Source organism: Massilia atriviolacea (assembly GCF_003953935.1).
Taxonomy (GTDB): Bacteria; Pseudomonadota; Gammaproteobacteria; order Burkholderiales; family Burkholderiaceae_D; genus Telluria_A; species Telluria_A atriviolacea.
In genome coordinates, this window is record NZ_RXLQ01000031.1 from 21,324 (window position 1) to 35,953 (window position 14,630).

Sequence of the window (14,630 nt, forward strand, 5' to 3'; positions counted from 1 at the left end):
GACCGGCGCCTGAAAATTCACTATGGCAACTTTTACAGTCTTAACCGAGGAAATCCAGATGGCCGCTTACGAATTCACTGTCACTGTCAGGACCCAGTACCTGCCGGAGCAGTCCGATCCGAGCCGAAGCAATTACGTGTTCACCTATACGATCACGATCAAGAATACCGGCAGCGTCGGCGCGCAGCTGATCTCGCGGCATTGGGTCATCACCGACGCCAACAACCATGTCGACGAAGTGCGCGGCCTGGGCGTGGTCGGCCATCAGCCGCTGCTGCAGCCGGGCGAACAGTTCGAATACACCAGCGGCACGCAGCTGGCCACCGCGCAAGGCTCGATGACCGGCGAGTATTTCTGCGTGGCCGAAGACGGCCACCAGTTCGAGACCAAAATCCCGGAATTCGTCCTGTCGCTGCCGCGCACCCTGCACTGATTTCAGCGGCTGCTGTCGTCGGGGAGTTCTTCCTTTTTCTCCGGCGCGTCCAGCTGCTGGTCGTGATTGGTCGGCTTCGGCCCCGAATACATCGTCCACCACACGATAAACACCAGCAGGAAAAACGCCACGCCTGCTTCAAGCATTAATGCCCACATATCGACTCCCATGTTCTCAACACGCAGCAGTCTACTCGTTTCGGCCGGCGCCGTCGCGCTGGCCCTCGCGGCATGCTCCACGCCGCAGCCCGAACCGGTGCCGCCGCCGGTCGCCATGCCGCCGCCGGTGATGCAGGTGGAGCCGCCGCAGACGCCACCGCCGCCGCCCGACAAAGCCGAGCCGGCGCCCTTGATGGCGCCATCGACCTTTGCCGCGCTGCCGGGCTGGGAGCGCGACGACCTGCGCCAGGCCTGGCCGGCCTTCATGACCTCGTGCTCGGTATTGGCGCGCAAATCCGAATGGAAAAGCGCCTGCGGCGCGGCGCGCACGGTCGATGGCGGCGACGGCGCAGCCGTGCGCAGCTACTTCGAGTCCTACTTCGTGCCGAACCGCATCCGCGCGCCCGACGGCGCCGATACGGGCCTCATCACCGGCTACTACGAACCCCTGCTGCGCGGCGCCCGCAAACGCGGCGGGGCTTTCCAGACACCCCTGTACCGGGTGCCGGACGACCTGCTGACGATCGACCTGGCCAGCGTCTATCCGGAGCTGAAAAACAAGCGGGTGCGCGGCCGGCTGGTGGGCAGGAAGGTGGTTCCTTACAGTAGCCGCGCCGAGATCGAGCGCGCCGACATTCCCGGCAAGGAGCTGCTGTGGGTGGACGACCCGGTCGAAGCGTTCTTCCTGGAGGTGCAGGGTTCGGGGCGGGTCACGCTGGCGGGCAGCGGCGAGACCGTGCGCGTGGCCTACGCCGACCAGAACGGCCATCCGTACAAGGCGATCGGGCGCTGGCTGATCGAACAGGGCGAGCTGACGGCGGCCGACGCCACGGCGCAGGGCATCAAGGCCTGGATCGCGGCGCATCCCGAACGGCGCCAGGAACTGTTCAACGCCAATCCGAGCTTCGTTTTCTTCCGCGAAGAGCGCCTGCCGGATCCCTCGGTCGGCCCCAAGGGCGCGCTCGGCGTGGCACTTACCCCGGCGCGTTCGGTGGCGATCGACCCCACCTTGCTGCCGCTGGGCGCGCCGATCTGGCTGGCCACCACCGAAGCGGCCAGCGAAGTGCCGATGCAGCGCCTGGTGATGGGGCAGGACACCGGCGGCGCCATTCGCGGCGCGGTGCGGGCCGACTTCTTCTTCGGCTTCGGCTACGATGCGATGGACAACGCCGGCCGCATGAAGCAGCGCGGCCAGCTCTGGGTGCTGATGCCCAAACCCTGAATTGCGTTCGGCAGCGGCGCAGATTGGCTACAATCGCACATTACCCCACGCTTTTTTAATGAGGATCCCATGAACTATGCAGACCTGCTGATCGAGACCCACGGCAAAGTAGCCGTGATTCGCCTGAACCGTCCCAAGGCGCTGAACGCCCTGAACGACAACATGATGGATGAACTGGGCGATGCGCTCTACCGGTTCGACGCCGACAGCAATATCGGCTGCATCATCCTGACCGGCAGCGAAAAGGCCTTTGCGGCAGGCGCCGACATCGCGGCGATGGTCGACTACGACTACGGCAACACCTACGGCGGCAACTACATCGGCCGCAACTGGGAGCACATCCTCAACGTGCGCAAGCCGGTCATCGGCGTGGTGCAGGGTTTTTGCCTCGGCGGCGGCTGCGAGCTGGCCATGATGTGCGACTTCCTGATCGCGGCGGATACGGCCAAATTCGGCCAGCCCGAAATCAAGGTCGGCGTCACGCCCGGCGCTGGCGGCACCCAGCGCCTGCCGCGCACCATCGGCAAGGCCAAGGCCATGGACCTGCTGCTCACCGCACGCATGATCGATGCGGCCGAGGCGGAACGCACCGGCCTGGTGTCGCGCGTAGTCGCGGCGGACAAGGTGATGGAAGAAGCGCTGGCCGCCGCCACCACGATCGCTTCGATGTCGGTGTCGGTGGCGATGGCGATCAAGGATAGCGTCAACCGCGCGTTCGAGACCACCCTGACCGAAGGCGTGCGCTACGAGCGCCGCTACTTCCACGCGGCGTTCGGCACCCCGGCGCAGAAGGAAGGCATGCAGGCCTTCCTGGCCAAGCGTCCGCCTAACTTCGACGGCCTCTGATTCAGTCGCCGCCGCGCCAGCCGCCGTGAAAGCCGAACGGTATCCGGTGCGGCAGGCGCACCGTGGCGACGGGGCCGGCCGCCAGCTCGCCGGCGTCGATCACCAGCAGGTCGCTGCGGCCTTCCTTGGCGCGCCAGGCCACCGCCAGCAGCCAGCCGTCGCCCTCCGGCGCCTGCGCCGAACGCGCCACGAAGACCGGCTCGGAAATGACATCGCCGGCCGGCACTGTATATAGCTGGCGCGTGCCCGACGCAAAGTCGAAGCAGGCCAGCGAGTCGTACAGCACACTGTCCGCATCGCCCCTGACGCGCTGCTCGCTGTGGCAGCAGTAAAACCCCACGCGGTTGCGGCGCCCGCCAAATCGCTCGTCGATGCGCGGGAATTCCGCGGCCAGGTCGTCGAGGACGGTACGTTCGAAAGCGTCGCCAGCGCTCTCCAGGTCGAAGCTCCAGCGGCACAGGCGCGCCGCCATCCCGGCCGCATCGCCCGGGCTGCCGTCGGCATTCGGCATGCCCGGCGCGGTATCCGTCTCCATGACATAGGCCACGATGCGGCCGCCGTCGTCCCAGGCGTTCATCACATGGAATACGTGGCAGGCATCGCTCGAAAACCAGCGCAGCTTCTCCATGGATTGCCCGCGCACGCCGATGCCGACGTGGGTGCGCTTGTCCGCTTCCCATGCGAACAGGGGCAGTCCCTGCATGGCGCGCTCCACGCTGATGGTCAGCGGCGTGACCGGAAACAGCACGTGCCGTTCGGTCAGCATGAAGTCGTGCATCATGCTCGCGTAGGGCGCGCGGAAGGCGTCGCGTGTCGTGACGCGGCAGTGCGCATCGAGCACGCCGTACTGGATGTTCGGTTCTCCCGGACTGTCCGGGGAATAGGAAAAGAAGTGCAGTTCGCCCGTGGCCGGATCGGCCTTGGGATGCGCGGTGAAGCGCCTGTCCACGGCGCCGCCGAAGTCCTGGTGTCCCCTGGACGCCAGCGTGTGCGGATCGATCTCGAACGGCTGGTGCGATTCTTCCAGCGCGAACAGGCGCCGGCCGTGCCAGACCATGCTGGTATTGGCGGTGCCGCTGTTTTTGCCGTGCACCGCCGGATCGCTGGTGGCCGGGTTGCCGAAGGTGCCGAACAGCGCGCGGCCGGCGCTGTCTTCGAGCTGCCATTTCGGCGTGCGCGCCCAGCGGTTGGCATACGCTGCCTTGCCGTCGCCGAGGAAGAAGGCGTGCACCATGCCGTCGCCGGAGAACCAGTGATAGCGCTCGTCGCGCGGCGCGAAGCGGGGATTCGGTCCGACGCGGTACAGCGCGCCGCGCAGTTGGGGCGGCAGGGTGCCGTGCACCGGCAGCGTGTCGATGTCGCATTCGGTATCGAGGGGAGCGTAATTCCCCGTGAAAAAATGGCCTGGCATGGTGATTCCCGGTGGTTTAAAGAGCTTGCATGGCGCCCTGCACGTAGGCGAGCAGCGGCGCATCGATGCCGGAGCCGGTGCGCAGTTCGCTCTCCTGCTCGAAGGCGTGGCGCAGCCTGGCCTGGAGCGCCGCATCGCCCGCCGCCTTGGCCAGCGACAGCGCCTGCCACTGGCGCGCCAGCGCTTGCACCTCGGGACTTGTGGCGGACGTGCCGTCGTTAAGGTGATTGCGCAGGGCGCAGATGAGTGCGGGCCAGGCGTCGGTCTGGGCGACGTAGTGCCGGCGCAGCAGGGCCATCTCGGCCGGGCTGCAGTAGTTGGCGTAGATGGCCAGGCGCCGGTGCGCCATGGCGTGCGAAATGAACTGCATCGCGGCGCGATCGACGCCGCTCAGGGTATGCAGGGTGGGTTCGTTCCAGTTCATGGCGTAGAGCTTCATCAGCATGCCTTCGTCGCCGCCGGCGTCCTCCAGCAGGGTGGCGATCCAGCGCCGTGCGAGCGCGCCTGCTTGCGGGCTGTCGGGCGCCGCGCCGCCTGCCATCAGCGCGTGCAGCGTGGCGGTCAGCTCTGCGTTGGCGCTGCTCTGCCCGCGCCGCGTTTTCAGGGTCTGGAGTTCGGCGTCGGTGAAGTAGCGCGCGCCGGCGGCCATGCGTTCGAGCGCGGCCAGCCAGTTGTCCATCGACGGCTCATGGTGCTGGTCGAGCTGCGCCTGCAAATCGCGCAGCTGCCCGTGCAGGGCGGTCGCTTGCGCGATCTGGCGTTCGAGGGAGGCGATCTGCTGCGCCACCACGTGCGGCAGGCTGGCGCCGCCATCGGCCAGCATGGCCTGGATGTCCGTCAGCGGCAGGTCGAGGCGGCGCAGCGCCTGGATGCGATACAGCCGGGCCACGTCTGCGCTGTCGTACAGGCGGTAGCCCTTGTCCGAGCGGACCGAGGGTGTGAGCAGGGCGATGTCGTCGTAATGGCGCAGGGCGCGCACGCTCAAGCCGCTGCGCCTGGCCAGTTGTCCTATTTTCAGTAGCATGCCGGTTTCTCCATTTTCAAGATGGTAAACCGTCACGTAGCGAGAGGGTCAAGCGCCCCCGCGCCGCTACCTGCGCGGGGGCGATGGCGCCTGGCTTAGGTCGGACCGTTGATGCTCATGCGCTGTGTGTGCGTCCAGCGGTGGTCGGACGCCGACACGGCGGAGTTGTAGGTGCGGTAGGTCTGGCCTTCACCGGGCCATGGGTCCATGATGTAGACGTGGTTGACGCCATTGGCCGTTTCGTAGCCGCGTCCCACCATGATGTGCCCACCGCCGTTGGTCCAACCGTAGCGCATCACGAACGGGCGATTGGCGTTGATGTCGGACACCACGCTGCTCCACGACGAGGCCACGCTGTAGGCGCCGTTGGCCACGCCCCAGGCCTTGAGGATGTTCTGCACGCTGCCGTTGGAGCCGTACATATTGTTCGGCTGGTTGGCCGGGCTGTTCCAGTTGAAGTAGGTGTTCCCGCAGGCGTAATTCAGGCCGAAGGCCCAGTTCACGATCTGGCACTGGCTCGGGGTCTTCTTGTAATAGTTCAGCACCGCCTTGCTCGACGCCGACCAGCACCACTGGCTGTGTTCCTGGGTGGTCAGCGGGACGCTGAGCGTGCGCCATTGGGCCATGGCCGCCGGCAGTGCCAGCAAGAGCGATACACCGACGACGATTTTTTTCACAGTTGTGTTCATGTTTTCTCCTGATTCGTTCTGAGGGTGACGCGCTTACTTCGAAGCGTCCAGGTTTTGCTTGACCGCGCTGCGCAGCGGCTGCAGCAGCTCCGCTTCGTCCATCAGCGCTTCGCTGGCCTTGCCGTCCTTGACGGAGCGCTGCTGCATCAGCAGCGATTCGCGGGCCGAATGCAAAGGCGCATAGCGGGTGCGGCCGTCTTCGCGGCCGACTACTTCCAGCAGGTCGGACCGTGCCTGGTAGACGCGCACGAAGCGCACATTGCTTCGCTCGGCGTCGCCGTAGTAGCCCATCGACGCATCCACATCCTTGGCCAGCACGGCGGCGCCATAGGCGACGGTTTCGTAGTTGCCGTTATTGAGTTCCAGCGTCGCCATGCCGATCGGGCGCTGGTTCAGCAGGATCACGAAGCGCCATTGGCCGGTGGCCTTGGCCATCTGTTTCAGGCTGCCGCGCCCCGCCAGCAGTTCGTTCGGATCGACGGTGTAGACCGGGAAGCCGTAGCCGACCCTGGCGTCCTTCAGGTCCTGCATGTCGCTGATGTCGAGCGGGAAGTCGACCGGTGCGCCGCTGGCGCCGCGCACTTGCGTCTGGTGCTGCACGAACTGGGCGAAATCGCGCTGGGCCGCCGCCAGCGCCGCTGCCGCCGCGCGCTTGGGCACCGCCTTGAAGGTACTGGTGCCATCCGATTGGGCCTGTGCCGGGGCGCCGGCGAGCGCCAGGCTGGCGCCGCACAGCAGGGCGGCGAGCATGGGACGGCATGAGAGCATTGTTGTTCGCATTATTGACTTCTCCTCACAAAGATTGGTACGAGAGCCCCGCCTGTCCAAGCGGGGTGGGTGCTGCGACAGCCATGACATGCACGCATGCCGGACATCCTGGTCAACGCGCGTGGTCAGTGCGTTGGAAAATCGAGGGAACGCTGCATCAAGTCGCCGATCATGTCGGCGGTGACGGCCGACAGGGTCCAGCCCAGATGCCCGTGCCCGGTGTTGTAGAAGACGCAGGGCGATTTGCCGCGCCCGACGCGCGGCAGCATGGTCGGCATCATCGGGCGCAGGCCGGCCCACGGAATCACGCTGCGCGTGTTCACGCCGGGGAAGCACTGGTGCACCGAGTCGATCAGCGGGCGAATCCGGTCGTCGCGGATATCGCGGTTGAAGCCATTGAATTCGGCGGTGCCGGCCACGCGGAAGCGGTCGGTCCCGAGGCGGCTGGTCACCAGTTTGGTGGCGTCGTCGAGCAGGCTGACGCTGGGCGCGGCGGCCTGGCTGGCGGCGTCGTTCAGGTTGACCGTGATCGAATAGCCTTTTACCGGGTAGATGTTGACCCGGTCGCCCAGGCTGGCGGCCAGCGCGCGGCTGGCGGTGCCGGCGCAGATGACGACGCCGTCGTAGGTTTCGGTCTGGGTGCGCTCGCCGTCGCCCACGGTCACGTGGGCCTGGCGGCCGTCGCTGCGCAGCGCGCCGATGCGCATGCCGTAGCGGCAGTCCACGCCGTTGCGGCGCGCGGCGGCGGCAAGGCCGGTGGTGAATTTGTGGATGTCGCCGGTGGCGTCGCTCTCGGTGAAGAAGCCGCCGTAGTAGTCGCCCGCCAGGGTCGGCTCGATGGCGCGCATGTCGCTGGGAGTGACCGCGCGCCGCGCCAGGCCGCCGGCGGCGAGCATCCTGCTGACCGTGGCGGCGTGGTCGAAGCCGGCCTTGTCGCGGTAGATGTGCAGGATGCCTTCGCGCTTGACGTCGAAGTCGATGCCTTCGGCCTCGGCCCACGCGAACAGGTGCTCGCGCGCGGCAATCGCCAGGCGCGCCGTCTCCACGGTGTTCCTGCGGTAGTGGGGAATGGCGGCGGCAAATTCGGCGAACCACGACAGCTTGTGCCAGCTCGGTTTGGGGTTGACCAGCAGCGGCGCATCGCGCCGGAACATCCACTTGAGGCCCTTGAGCATGGTGGAGCGGTGGTTCCAGACTTCGGCGTTGGAGGCCGACAGCTGGCCGCCGTTGGCAAACGAGGTTTCCATCGCCGCGTAGCGGTGCTGTTCGAGCAGAGTGGTGGCAAAGCCACGTTTGGCAAGGGCGTACGCGGTCGTGACGCCGGTTATCCCGCCGCCTATTACTGCTATGGTTTTCATGTTTCTTCCTGGTCCGAAAACGTCAGATAGGGGAGTCCGCGCGCGGCTGCGCGTCGGATACCCCCTCTGTGCTGGACCTGAGAGATTCGCCGCCAACGCGCGATGCGTGGACGGTTTGCTCCTTCGGTGCACCGGATGACGACGCCCGGTGGCTCTTCAGAGTTCAAATGCCTTATCGGTCCCTGGGCCTGAGAGATTCCGGGGCGGTTGCTCCTTCGGCGCCGCCGATCCCATACCACTTGGTGACCGGCAGACTCTCCCGATAATGCCTTAGCATTGCGCTAAGTGCCCACTCGAAATCAGTGCGAGTTTTTGGCGAACAGAGCCGGATGCGATGCAAGGCGCACGCTGCGACGCAGTGCGCGCACTGCCAGCAGCGGGCAACGCCGCAGCGCGCCGGCTATGGAAGCCAATAATCACATTGATCTACGAGCGGGTACTTCATATGCCTTGGGCATATGTATGCAGAATACCGCAGGAATTATCGTCAATACAACCTATTTTATTGATAGCTGTTGTTTCCGAGACAATACCGGCACATTACCGGCGGCTGCTCACCCCATCCCAGTCGAGTGCGAAGCGCGCCAGGAATTTCTTCAGGCGGTCGGCGTCGTTGGGTTTGCTTTTGGCGCTGCGCGAGACGGCGTACAGCTTGCGGCCGGCGTCCGACAGGGTGCTCGACGCGCGGCATACCTTGACCACCGAGGCCAGTTGCATGGCGTCGAACAGGTCGAGGTCAGCGGCGGCTTCATCGCCCATCAGTTCGGCGAGGTCGACCTCGGCCGCGAGCGGCGCGCGCGTGTAGTGCTGCCAGAGTTTCTGCAGGCGGGCGACTTCGGCGCTGACGATGTTCTCCGATATGCCGCCGGCCTCGGCCAGGGTGGCCATGCGCGTGACCGAGGCCGACAGGTCGCGGAAGTTGCCGGCCCAGACCGCTTCGGGCGAGATCGCGAAACGCATGTAGCGCTCGCGCGCCTCCTTGTTGAAACGCACCATCTGCCCGTATTCCTGGCTGAACTGGTTGAGCAGGTAGACCAGGTTGGGCTCGATATCTTCCGGCCGGTCGACCAGGCCGGGCAGGGCGTAGGTCCATAGATTGATACGGGCAAACAAGTCTTCGCGGAAGCGTCCGGCCACCACCTCGCTCGCCAGGTCGCGGTTGGTGCCGGCGATGAGCTGGAAATCGCTCTGCACTTCGCTGTCGCTGCCGACCGGATGAAAGCGCTTTTCTTCGATGGCCTTGAGCAGCATGGCCTGTTCGTCCGGGCCGAGTTCGCCGATTTCGTCAAGGAACAGCAAGCCCTTGTGGGCGCTGCGCAGCAGGCCGGGGCGCTCGGCGGCCGCGCCCGTGAACGATCCTTTGACGTGGCCGAACAGGGTCGAGGCGGCGCCGTCGCCGTGCAGGGTGGCGCAGTTGAGTTCGACAAACTTGCCGTCCAGCTGGTGCCGTGTCTTCTTCAGTTCGTAGACGCGGCGCGCGAGGAAGGATTTGCCGGCGCCGGTCGGGCCCATCAGCAGCATCGGCGCGCGCGACTTGATTGCCACGCGCTCGATTTCGTCGATCATGGTGTTGAAGCTGGCGTTGCGCGTGGCAATGCCGGACTTGAGGAAGGCCACGCCTTCGGCTTGCTCGCGCGAAAAGCGCTGGGCGATCTGGTCGTAGCGCGACAGGTCGAGGTCGATCAGTGCGTAGCTGCCCGGTTCGGTGCTGGACTGGCGCCGGGGCGGCGAGCTCTGCAGCAGGCGGCCGGGGAAGAAGCGCGCTTCGGTCATCAGGAACATGCAAATCTGCGCGACGTGGGTGCCGGTGGTGATGTGGATCCAGTAATCCTCGTTGTCCGGATCGAAGGGGTAGGTCTTGGCGAAGTCGAACAGGGCGCCGTAGACCTCGCCAAAATCCCAGGCGTCGCTAATGGGAATATCGTGCGGGACGACCGTGGTTTCGGGCGAGACGGCGGCGATGTCGGCAGTGACGGCGTCGACCAGCGAGCGGAATTTGCCGCCGTACAGCAGCTCGAAGCGGTGTACGGCGTAGTCCTCTTGCTGGGTGATGGCGATGCTGGGGCGCCACTTTTCCCAGCGGGCCGGCCCCTTGCCGCTGTCGAGCTGGGTGCCGATGAATCCGATGACCACGATGCGTTTCTTTTTCATACTCGTATAAAAATTTATCTATTAGGATAATTTATCACGCAGTTGCCTGCTTGTCCATTTTCGCGCTGCCCGGCTTGGCGAATTGATCATCTTATTGAAATCAATGACTTATATCTCGTTTGCGCAGGCTGGGCACGAGCTGGCACAGCAATTGCAATAGAGGAGATACAAACAAGAAAAAATGAGGAAATGAAAATGGCAAACGCACAGTTGTTCCAGACCTTGAAGGGAATCTTTGTCCCTCGCGCCGATGGTCTTAATGCGGAAGGCGCACCGGCTTACCGCATGACGCCACGGCATCAGCTGGCGCAATATGCCGCCACCGGTTGCCTGAATTCGACCTATTACGTCGATGCGCAGGCGCAGTTGTCGACCGTGCTGGAACTGTGCGACAAGGTCGATGCCAGGTTTATCGCGCAGACCGCGATTTACTGCCGCGAACGCGGTTATATGAAGGATATGCCGGCGCTGCTGACCGCCGTATTGGCCGCCAAGGGCGCGCCGGAACTGACCCCGGTATTTCGCCGCGTGGTCAATAACGGCAAGATGCTGCGCAATGTGGTGCAGATCATCCGCTCCGGCGCGGCGGGCCGGCAATCGCTGGGCACCCGGCCTAAAAAGCTGGTGCAGCAATGGTTGAACCGCGCATCGGAAAAAGAGCTGCTGGCAGCCTCGATCGGCACCGCGCCCTCGCTGGGCGATGTGGTGAAGATGGTGCATCCGAAGCCGTCGCAAGCCTGGCGTGAAGCGTTTTTCGCCTGGCTGATCGGCAAGCCGTTTGATGCGGGAGCGCTGCCCGATGCGCTCAAGGCGTTCCAGGCGTATCGGGCCGACCAGTCGCAGCCGGTGCCGGACGTGCCGTTCCAGATGCTGGCCTCGCTGTCCTTGCCGGCGCAGGCCTGGGCCCAGATTGCGCGCCAGGGCGGCTGGCACATGGTGCGCATGAATCTGAATACCTTCGGCCGCAATGGCGTGTACGAATTGCCGGGGATGATCGAAGTAATCGCCGACAAGCTGCGCGATCCGGAAGCGATTGCCCGCTCGGGGGTGTTTCCGTATCAGTTGATGGCGGCGTACAAGGCCGCATCGAGCGACGTGCCACGGGCAATTGGCGACGCTTTGCAGGATGCGCTGGAACTGTCGCTCGCCAATGTGCCGAAGGTCGAGGGCAAGGTCGTGATTTGCCCGGACGTGTCGGGATCGATGCAGTCGCCGGTATCCGGTTATCGCGCCGGCGGCACATCGAAGGTGCGTTGCATCGATGTGGCGGGACTGATTGCCGCAGCCATGCTGCGCAAGAATCCCGATGCGCTGGTGCTGCCGTTCGAGAATTATGTGCGGGTGTGCGAACTGAATGCCCGCGATACGGTCATGACCAATGCGCAGAAGCTGGCGGCGATCGGCGGCGGCGGTACCAATTGCAGTGCGCCGCTGGCGCAGATGAACAAGCGGAAGATGATGGCCGACCTGGTGGTCTACGTGTCGGATAACGAATCGTGGATCGACAAGCGTGCCGGCGCCACCGCCACGATGGCCGAATGGGCGCTGTTCAAACAGCGCAATCCGGCGGCGCGGCTGGTGTGCATCGATTGCACGCCGAACAGTAGCAGCCAGGCGGCGGAACGCGCCGATGTATTGAATGTGGGCGGTTTTTCCGACGACGTGTTCAAGATCATCGCCGCCTTTGCGGCCGGCCAGCTGGGCGCCGGGCACTGGGTTGGCGAGATCGAGTCGATTTCGCTGGATTAAAGGAATATTGAAGTACCGGTTTTGAGTGCAGCGCGAATGCTGATGCGAATACATCTCCCCATGTTCAATTTCGCATCGACTCGTTGTCGCGCTGTGCTCAATCGTTTTACCCCGAATGCAGGTAAAGACTACATCCACGGCTGCAAGGGCTTCGCGTCCTACAGCTGACATGTCTTGCCGCTCCTTGTCGGGACCTTGTTTTACCCCGAATGCAGGCAGGACTACATGGGGGTTGCTATTGGCCTGGCGCCGGCAACTGTTTGTCCTGCCGACTCCTTGTCGGGAATTGATTTTGGCGAATGCAGTCCGGACTACATTGTGTCCCCGGTTCGAGCCCGGGCGGTTGCGCAAGCGGCTGTAGCTCAGTTGGTAGAGCAGTCTGTCCGGGCGATGTTGTCGCCACCCTTGCATTACCTTGTATATAGTGAGAAAAATATGAAAAACGAAAACTACGATGTCCTGAATGTGGAAGATGGCCGCCACGTCAAAATGTGGACCAAAGGCGTGCCGGTGGAAGAGGTGGCCAAGAAGCAGCTGGCCAACACCGCCAAAATGCCCTTCATTTACAAGCATATCGCGGTCATGCCGGACGTTCACCTGGGTAAGGGTTCGACCATCGGCAGCGTGATTCCGACCCTGGGTGCGGTGATCCCGGCCGCCGTTGGCGTGGATATCGGTTGCGGAATGATGGCGGCCAAGACCACCCTGACCGCGAACGACCTGCCGGATAATCTGTCGGCGCTGCGTAGCGCCATCGAGCGCGCGATCCCGCACGGTATGTCGCCGAAGACGCGCGGCTACCGCGGCCGCGATGAAGGTTCGTGGAATACCCCGCCGGCGGCGGTGGATGTGGCCTGGGGCCAGTTGAAGGATGAATTCGACGCGATCTGCCTGAAAACGCCGAAACTGAAAACCACGAATAACTACCGGCACCTGGGTACCCTGGGAAGCGGTAACCACTTTGTGGAAGTCTGCCTGGACGAGGTCGGTTTCGTGTGGTTCATGCTGCATTCGGGTTCTCGCGGCGTGGGCAATGCCATCGGCACCCATTTCATCGAGCTGGCCAAGAAGGATATGCGTACGCACTTCATCAACCTGCCGGATCAGGACCTGGCGTACCTGGCCGAAGGTACCCAGCACTACAAGGATTACATCGAGGCGGTCAGCTGGGCGCAGAAGTTCGCCCGCACCAACCGCGATGTGATGATGCATAACCTGATCGCGGCGGTGCGTAGCGTGATTGCCAAGCCGTTCGAGACGCACGTGGAAGCGGTGAACTGCCACCATAATTATGTGCAGAAGGAGCATCACTTCGGTAAAGATGTGCTGATTACCCGTAAGGGCGCCGTATCGGCCCGTCCGGGTGAACTGGGTATCATTCCGGGTTCGATGGGAGCGAGGAGCTTTATCGTGCGCGGCAAGGGTAATCCGGACAGCTTCAACAGCTGCAGCCACGGCGCCGGCCGCACCATGAGCCGTACCGAGGCCAAGCGCCGCTTTACCATCGACGACCAGGTCAAGGCGACCGAGGGCGTCGAGTGCCGCAAGGATGAAAACGTGATTGACGAGATTCCGATGGCGTACAAGGATATCGACGCGGTCATGCACGCCCAGCGCGACCTGGTGGATGTGGTCCATATCCTCAAGCAGGTGGTGTGCGTCAAGGGTTGATGCTGTTGCTGCTTACACTAATATAAGAAGAAGAGTTGAAGATGATTGAATTAGATGGCGCCCTCGGCGAAGGCGGCGGACAAATCCTGCGCAGCGCGCTGACCTTGTCCATGATTACCGGCCAGGCGTTTTGCATCAATAATATCCGGGCCGGACGCAAGAAGCCCGGCTTGCTGCGCCAGCATCTGGTGGCCGTGCAGGCAGCCGCCCAGATCAGCGGCGCCACTGTCAGCGGGGCGGAACTGGGTTCGCTGAAGCTGGTCTTTGCGCCGAAGGAGATCAAGGGCGGGGATTATCAGTTCGCGATCGGCTCGGCGGGCAGCTGCACGCTGGTGCTGCAGACGGTGATGCTGGCATTGCTGCATGCGGACGGCCCCTCGACGGTGCGCATCAGCGGCGGCACGCATAATCCCATGGCGCCGCCGGCGCAGTTCCTGCAGCGCGCTTATCTCCCCTTGCTGCGCAGGATGGGGGCCGAGATCGATATCGAGCTGCTGCGTTCGGGTTTTTATCCGGCCGGCGGCGGCTGCATCGTGGCAACCATTGCGCCGTGCGCGCAATTGAAGCCGTTGACGCTGATGGAGCGTGGCCAGCGCACCGGTGGCTACGCCGAGGGGATTGTGGCGGGATTGCCTGCGGGGATAGCGCTGCGCGAACTGGAATGCGTCGGCCTGGGCATGGGCTGGTCGGGCGACGAGCTGCGCATGCGTGGCCTGCCGGGCGACCAGGGGCCGGGCAATGCCTTGCTGATCACCCTGGAATACGAACACGCGACCGAGGTGTTTTGCGCCTTCGGCGAAAAGATGGTGCGGGCCGAAATCGTCGCCAGGGAGGTCGTGAATGAAGCGCGCCGCTATATTGCCTCCCAGGCGGCCGTGGGCGAGCACCTGGCGGACCAGCTGATGCTGCCGATGGCGCTGGCCGGCGGCGGCAGTTTTACGGCGGACGTCATCTCCCAACATGCGTCGACCAATGCGGAAGTGATCGGGCGTTTTCTGCCGGTGTCGATCGACCTGGAAGAGGGGGAGCAGCGCAGTACCTGTACCGTTCGCGCGACGGCGTGAAAAGAGTCCTTGTCAGTTCGGGGCAGGCTTTGCTATAGTTCGCCTCCCCGAAGAAAACGTTAACGAAATCAAGTAGTTGGCGGGTT

At 64.0% G+C, this 14,630-nt stretch carries 13 protein-coding genes and 2 riboswitches; of the genes, 6 read left to right on the top strand and 7 right to left on the bottom strand.

Annotated elements, in window-relative coordinates; genetic code table 11:
- Positions 1-58: 58 nt before the first annotated feature.
- On the top strand, positions 59-433 hold the full coding sequence (gene apaG / locus EJB06_RS30635; RefSeq protein ID WP_126077816.1) for a Co2+/Mg2+ efflux facilitator ApaG/CorD: 375 nt from the start codon (positions 59-61) through the stop codon (positions 431-433).
- A 2-nt stretch (positions 434-435) separates the two neighbouring features.
- Here apaG and EJB06_RS32120 read toward each other — a convergent pair whose 3' ends face one another.
- Complete coding sequence (locus EJB06_RS32120; protein WP_164558085.1) at positions 436-579, bottom strand: hypothetical protein; 144 nt, start codon at positions 577-579, stop codon at positions 436-438.
- 22 nt (positions 580-601) lie between these two features.
- Between EJB06_RS32120 and mltA the strand changes: the two genes are divergently transcribed.
- Both mltA and EJB06_RS30645 read left to right on the top strand, forming a co-directional pair.
- The gene (mltA, locus tag EJB06_RS30640; protein WP_126077817.1) at positions 602-1,813 is read left to right on the top strand and encodes a murein transglycosylase A; all 1,212 of its coding nucleotides are present in this window, start codon (positions 602-604) and stop codon (positions 1,811-1,813) included.
- A gap of 69 nt (positions 1,814-1,882) precedes the next feature.
- Positions 1,883-2,659: an enoyl-CoA hydratase gene (locus EJB06_RS30645; protein ID WP_126077818.1), complete on the top strand. Its 777-nt coding sequence runs from the start codon at positions 1,883-1,885 to the stop codon at positions 2,657-2,659.
- A gap of 1 nt (position 2,660) precedes the next feature.
- On the opposite strand, the gene EJB06_RS30650 is transcribed toward EJB06_RS30645, so the two are convergent.
- The 6 genes from EJB06_RS30650 to rtcR all read right to left on the bottom strand — a co-directional run bounded on the left by EJB06_RS30650 (position 2,661) and on the right by rtcR (position 10,060).
- On the bottom strand, positions 2,661-4,070 hold the full coding sequence (locus EJB06_RS30650) for a carotenoid oxygenase family protein (protein ID WP_164558087.1): 1,410 nt from the start codon (positions 4,068-4,070) through the stop codon (positions 2,661-2,663).
- A 16-nt stretch (positions 4,071-4,086) separates the two neighbouring features.
- On the bottom strand, positions 4,087-5,094 hold the full coding sequence (locus EJB06_RS30655) for a MerR family transcriptional regulator (protein ID WP_126077820.1): 1,008 nt from the start codon (positions 5,092-5,094) through the stop codon (positions 4,087-4,089).
- 95 nt (positions 5,095-5,189) lie between these two features.
- A complete protein-coding gene (locus tag EJB06_RS30660; protein ID WP_126077821.1) occupies positions 5,190-5,783 on the bottom strand; it encodes a C39 family peptidase in 594 nt (197 codons plus the stop codon).
- Between the two features lie 33 nt (positions 5,784-5,816).
- Positions 5,817-6,533, bottom strand: coding sequence for a hypothetical protein (locus EJB06_RS30665; RefSeq protein WP_126077822.1), 717 nt, complete (start codon positions 6,531-6,533; stop codon positions 5,817-5,819).
- Between the two features lie 143 nt (positions 6,534-6,676).
- On the bottom strand, positions 6,677-7,909 hold the full coding sequence (locus tag EJB06_RS30670; protein WP_126077823.1) for a D-amino acid dehydrogenase: 1,233 nt from the start codon (positions 7,907-7,909) through the stop codon (positions 6,677-6,679).
- Between the two features lie 56 nt (positions 7,910-7,965).
- Positions 7,966-8,075: riboswitch (glycine riboswitch) on the bottom strand.
- Positions 8,076-8,181: riboswitch (glycine riboswitch) on the bottom strand. It abuts the riboswitch before it with no gap.
- Between the two features lie 268 nt (positions 8,182-8,449).
- Positions 8,450-10,060, bottom strand: coding sequence for an RNA repair transcriptional activator RtcR (gene rtcR / locus EJB06_RS30675; protein ID WP_126077824.1), 1,611 nt, complete (start codon positions 10,058-10,060; stop codon positions 8,450-8,452).
- 285 nt (positions 10,061-10,345) lie between these two features.
- On the opposite strand from rtcR, the gene EJB06_RS30680 reads away from it, so the two are divergent.
- The 3 genes from EJB06_RS30680 to rtcA all read left to right on the top strand — a co-directional run bounded on the left by EJB06_RS30680 (position 10,346) and on the right by rtcA (position 14,544).
- Positions 10,346-11,809, top strand: a complete 1,464-nt coding sequence (locus EJB06_RS30680; RefSeq protein WP_229427363.1) for a vWA domain-containing protein — start codon at positions 10,346-10,348, stop codon at positions 11,807-11,809.
- Between the two features lie 435 nt (positions 11,810-12,244).
- Positions 12,245-13,480 (top strand): RtcB family protein, encoded by a 1,236-nt coding sequence (locus tag EJB06_RS30685; protein ID WP_126077826.1) that lies wholly within the window; start codon positions 12,245-12,247, stop codon positions 13,478-13,480.
- Positions 13,481-13,521: 41 nt separating this feature from the next.
- Entirely contained in the window at positions 13,522-14,544 is a 1,023-nt protein-coding gene (rtcA, locus tag EJB06_RS30690; protein WP_126077827.1) for an RNA 3'-terminal phosphate cyclase, read from the top strand.
- Positions 14,545-14,630 lie beyond the last annotated feature (86 nt).

Excerpts from the sequence above, each read along its gene's own strand:
- apaG (WP_126077816.1), top strand. The coding sequence starts at position 59 with ATGGCCGCTTACGAATTCACTGTCACTGTCAGGACCCAGTACCTGCCG.
- EJB06_RS32120 (WP_164558085.1), bottom strand. The coding sequence starts at position 579 with ATGCTTGAAGCAGGCGTGGCGTTTTTCCTGCTGGTGTTTATCGTGTGG.
- mltA (WP_126077817.1), top strand. The coding sequence starts at position 602 with ATGTTCTCAACACGCAGCAGTCTACTCGTTTCGGCCGGCGCCGTCGCG.
- EJB06_RS30645 (WP_126077818.1), top strand. The coding sequence starts at position 1,883 with ATGAACTATGCAGACCTGCTGATCGAGACCCACGGCAAAGTAGCCGTG.
- EJB06_RS30650 (WP_164558087.1), bottom strand. The coding sequence starts at position 4,070 with ATGCCAGGCCATTTTTTCACGGGGAATTACGCTCCCCTCGATACCGAA.
- EJB06_RS30655 (WP_126077820.1), bottom strand. The coding sequence starts at position 5,094 with ATGCTACTGAAAATAGGACAACTGGCCAGGCGCAGCGGCTTGAGCGTG.
- EJB06_RS30660 (WP_126077821.1), bottom strand. The coding sequence starts at position 5,783 with ATGAACACAACTGTGAAAAAAATCGTCGTCGGTGTATCGCTCTTGCTG.
- EJB06_RS30665 (WP_126077822.1), bottom strand. The coding sequence starts at position 6,533 with ATGCTCGCCGCCCTGCTGTGCGGCGCCAGCCTGGCGCTCGCCGGCGCC.
- EJB06_RS30670 (WP_126077823.1), bottom strand. The coding sequence starts at position 7,909 with ATGAAAACCATAGCAGTAATAGGCGGCGGGATAACCGGCGTCACGACC.
- rtcR (WP_126077824.1), bottom strand. The coding sequence starts at position 10,060 with ATGAAAAAGAAACGCATCGTGGTCATCGGATTCATCGGCACCCAGCTC.
- EJB06_RS30680 (WP_229427363.1), top strand. The coding sequence starts at position 10,346 with ATGACGCCACGGCATCAGCTGGCGCAATATGCCGCCACCGGTTGCCTG.
- EJB06_RS30685 (WP_126077826.1), top strand. The coding sequence starts at position 12,245 with ATGAAAAACGAAAACTACGATGTCCTGAATGTGGAAGATGGCCGCCAC.
- rtcA (WP_126077827.1), top strand. The coding sequence starts at position 13,522 with ATGATTGAATTAGATGGCGCCCTCGGCGAAGGCGGCGGACAAATCCTG.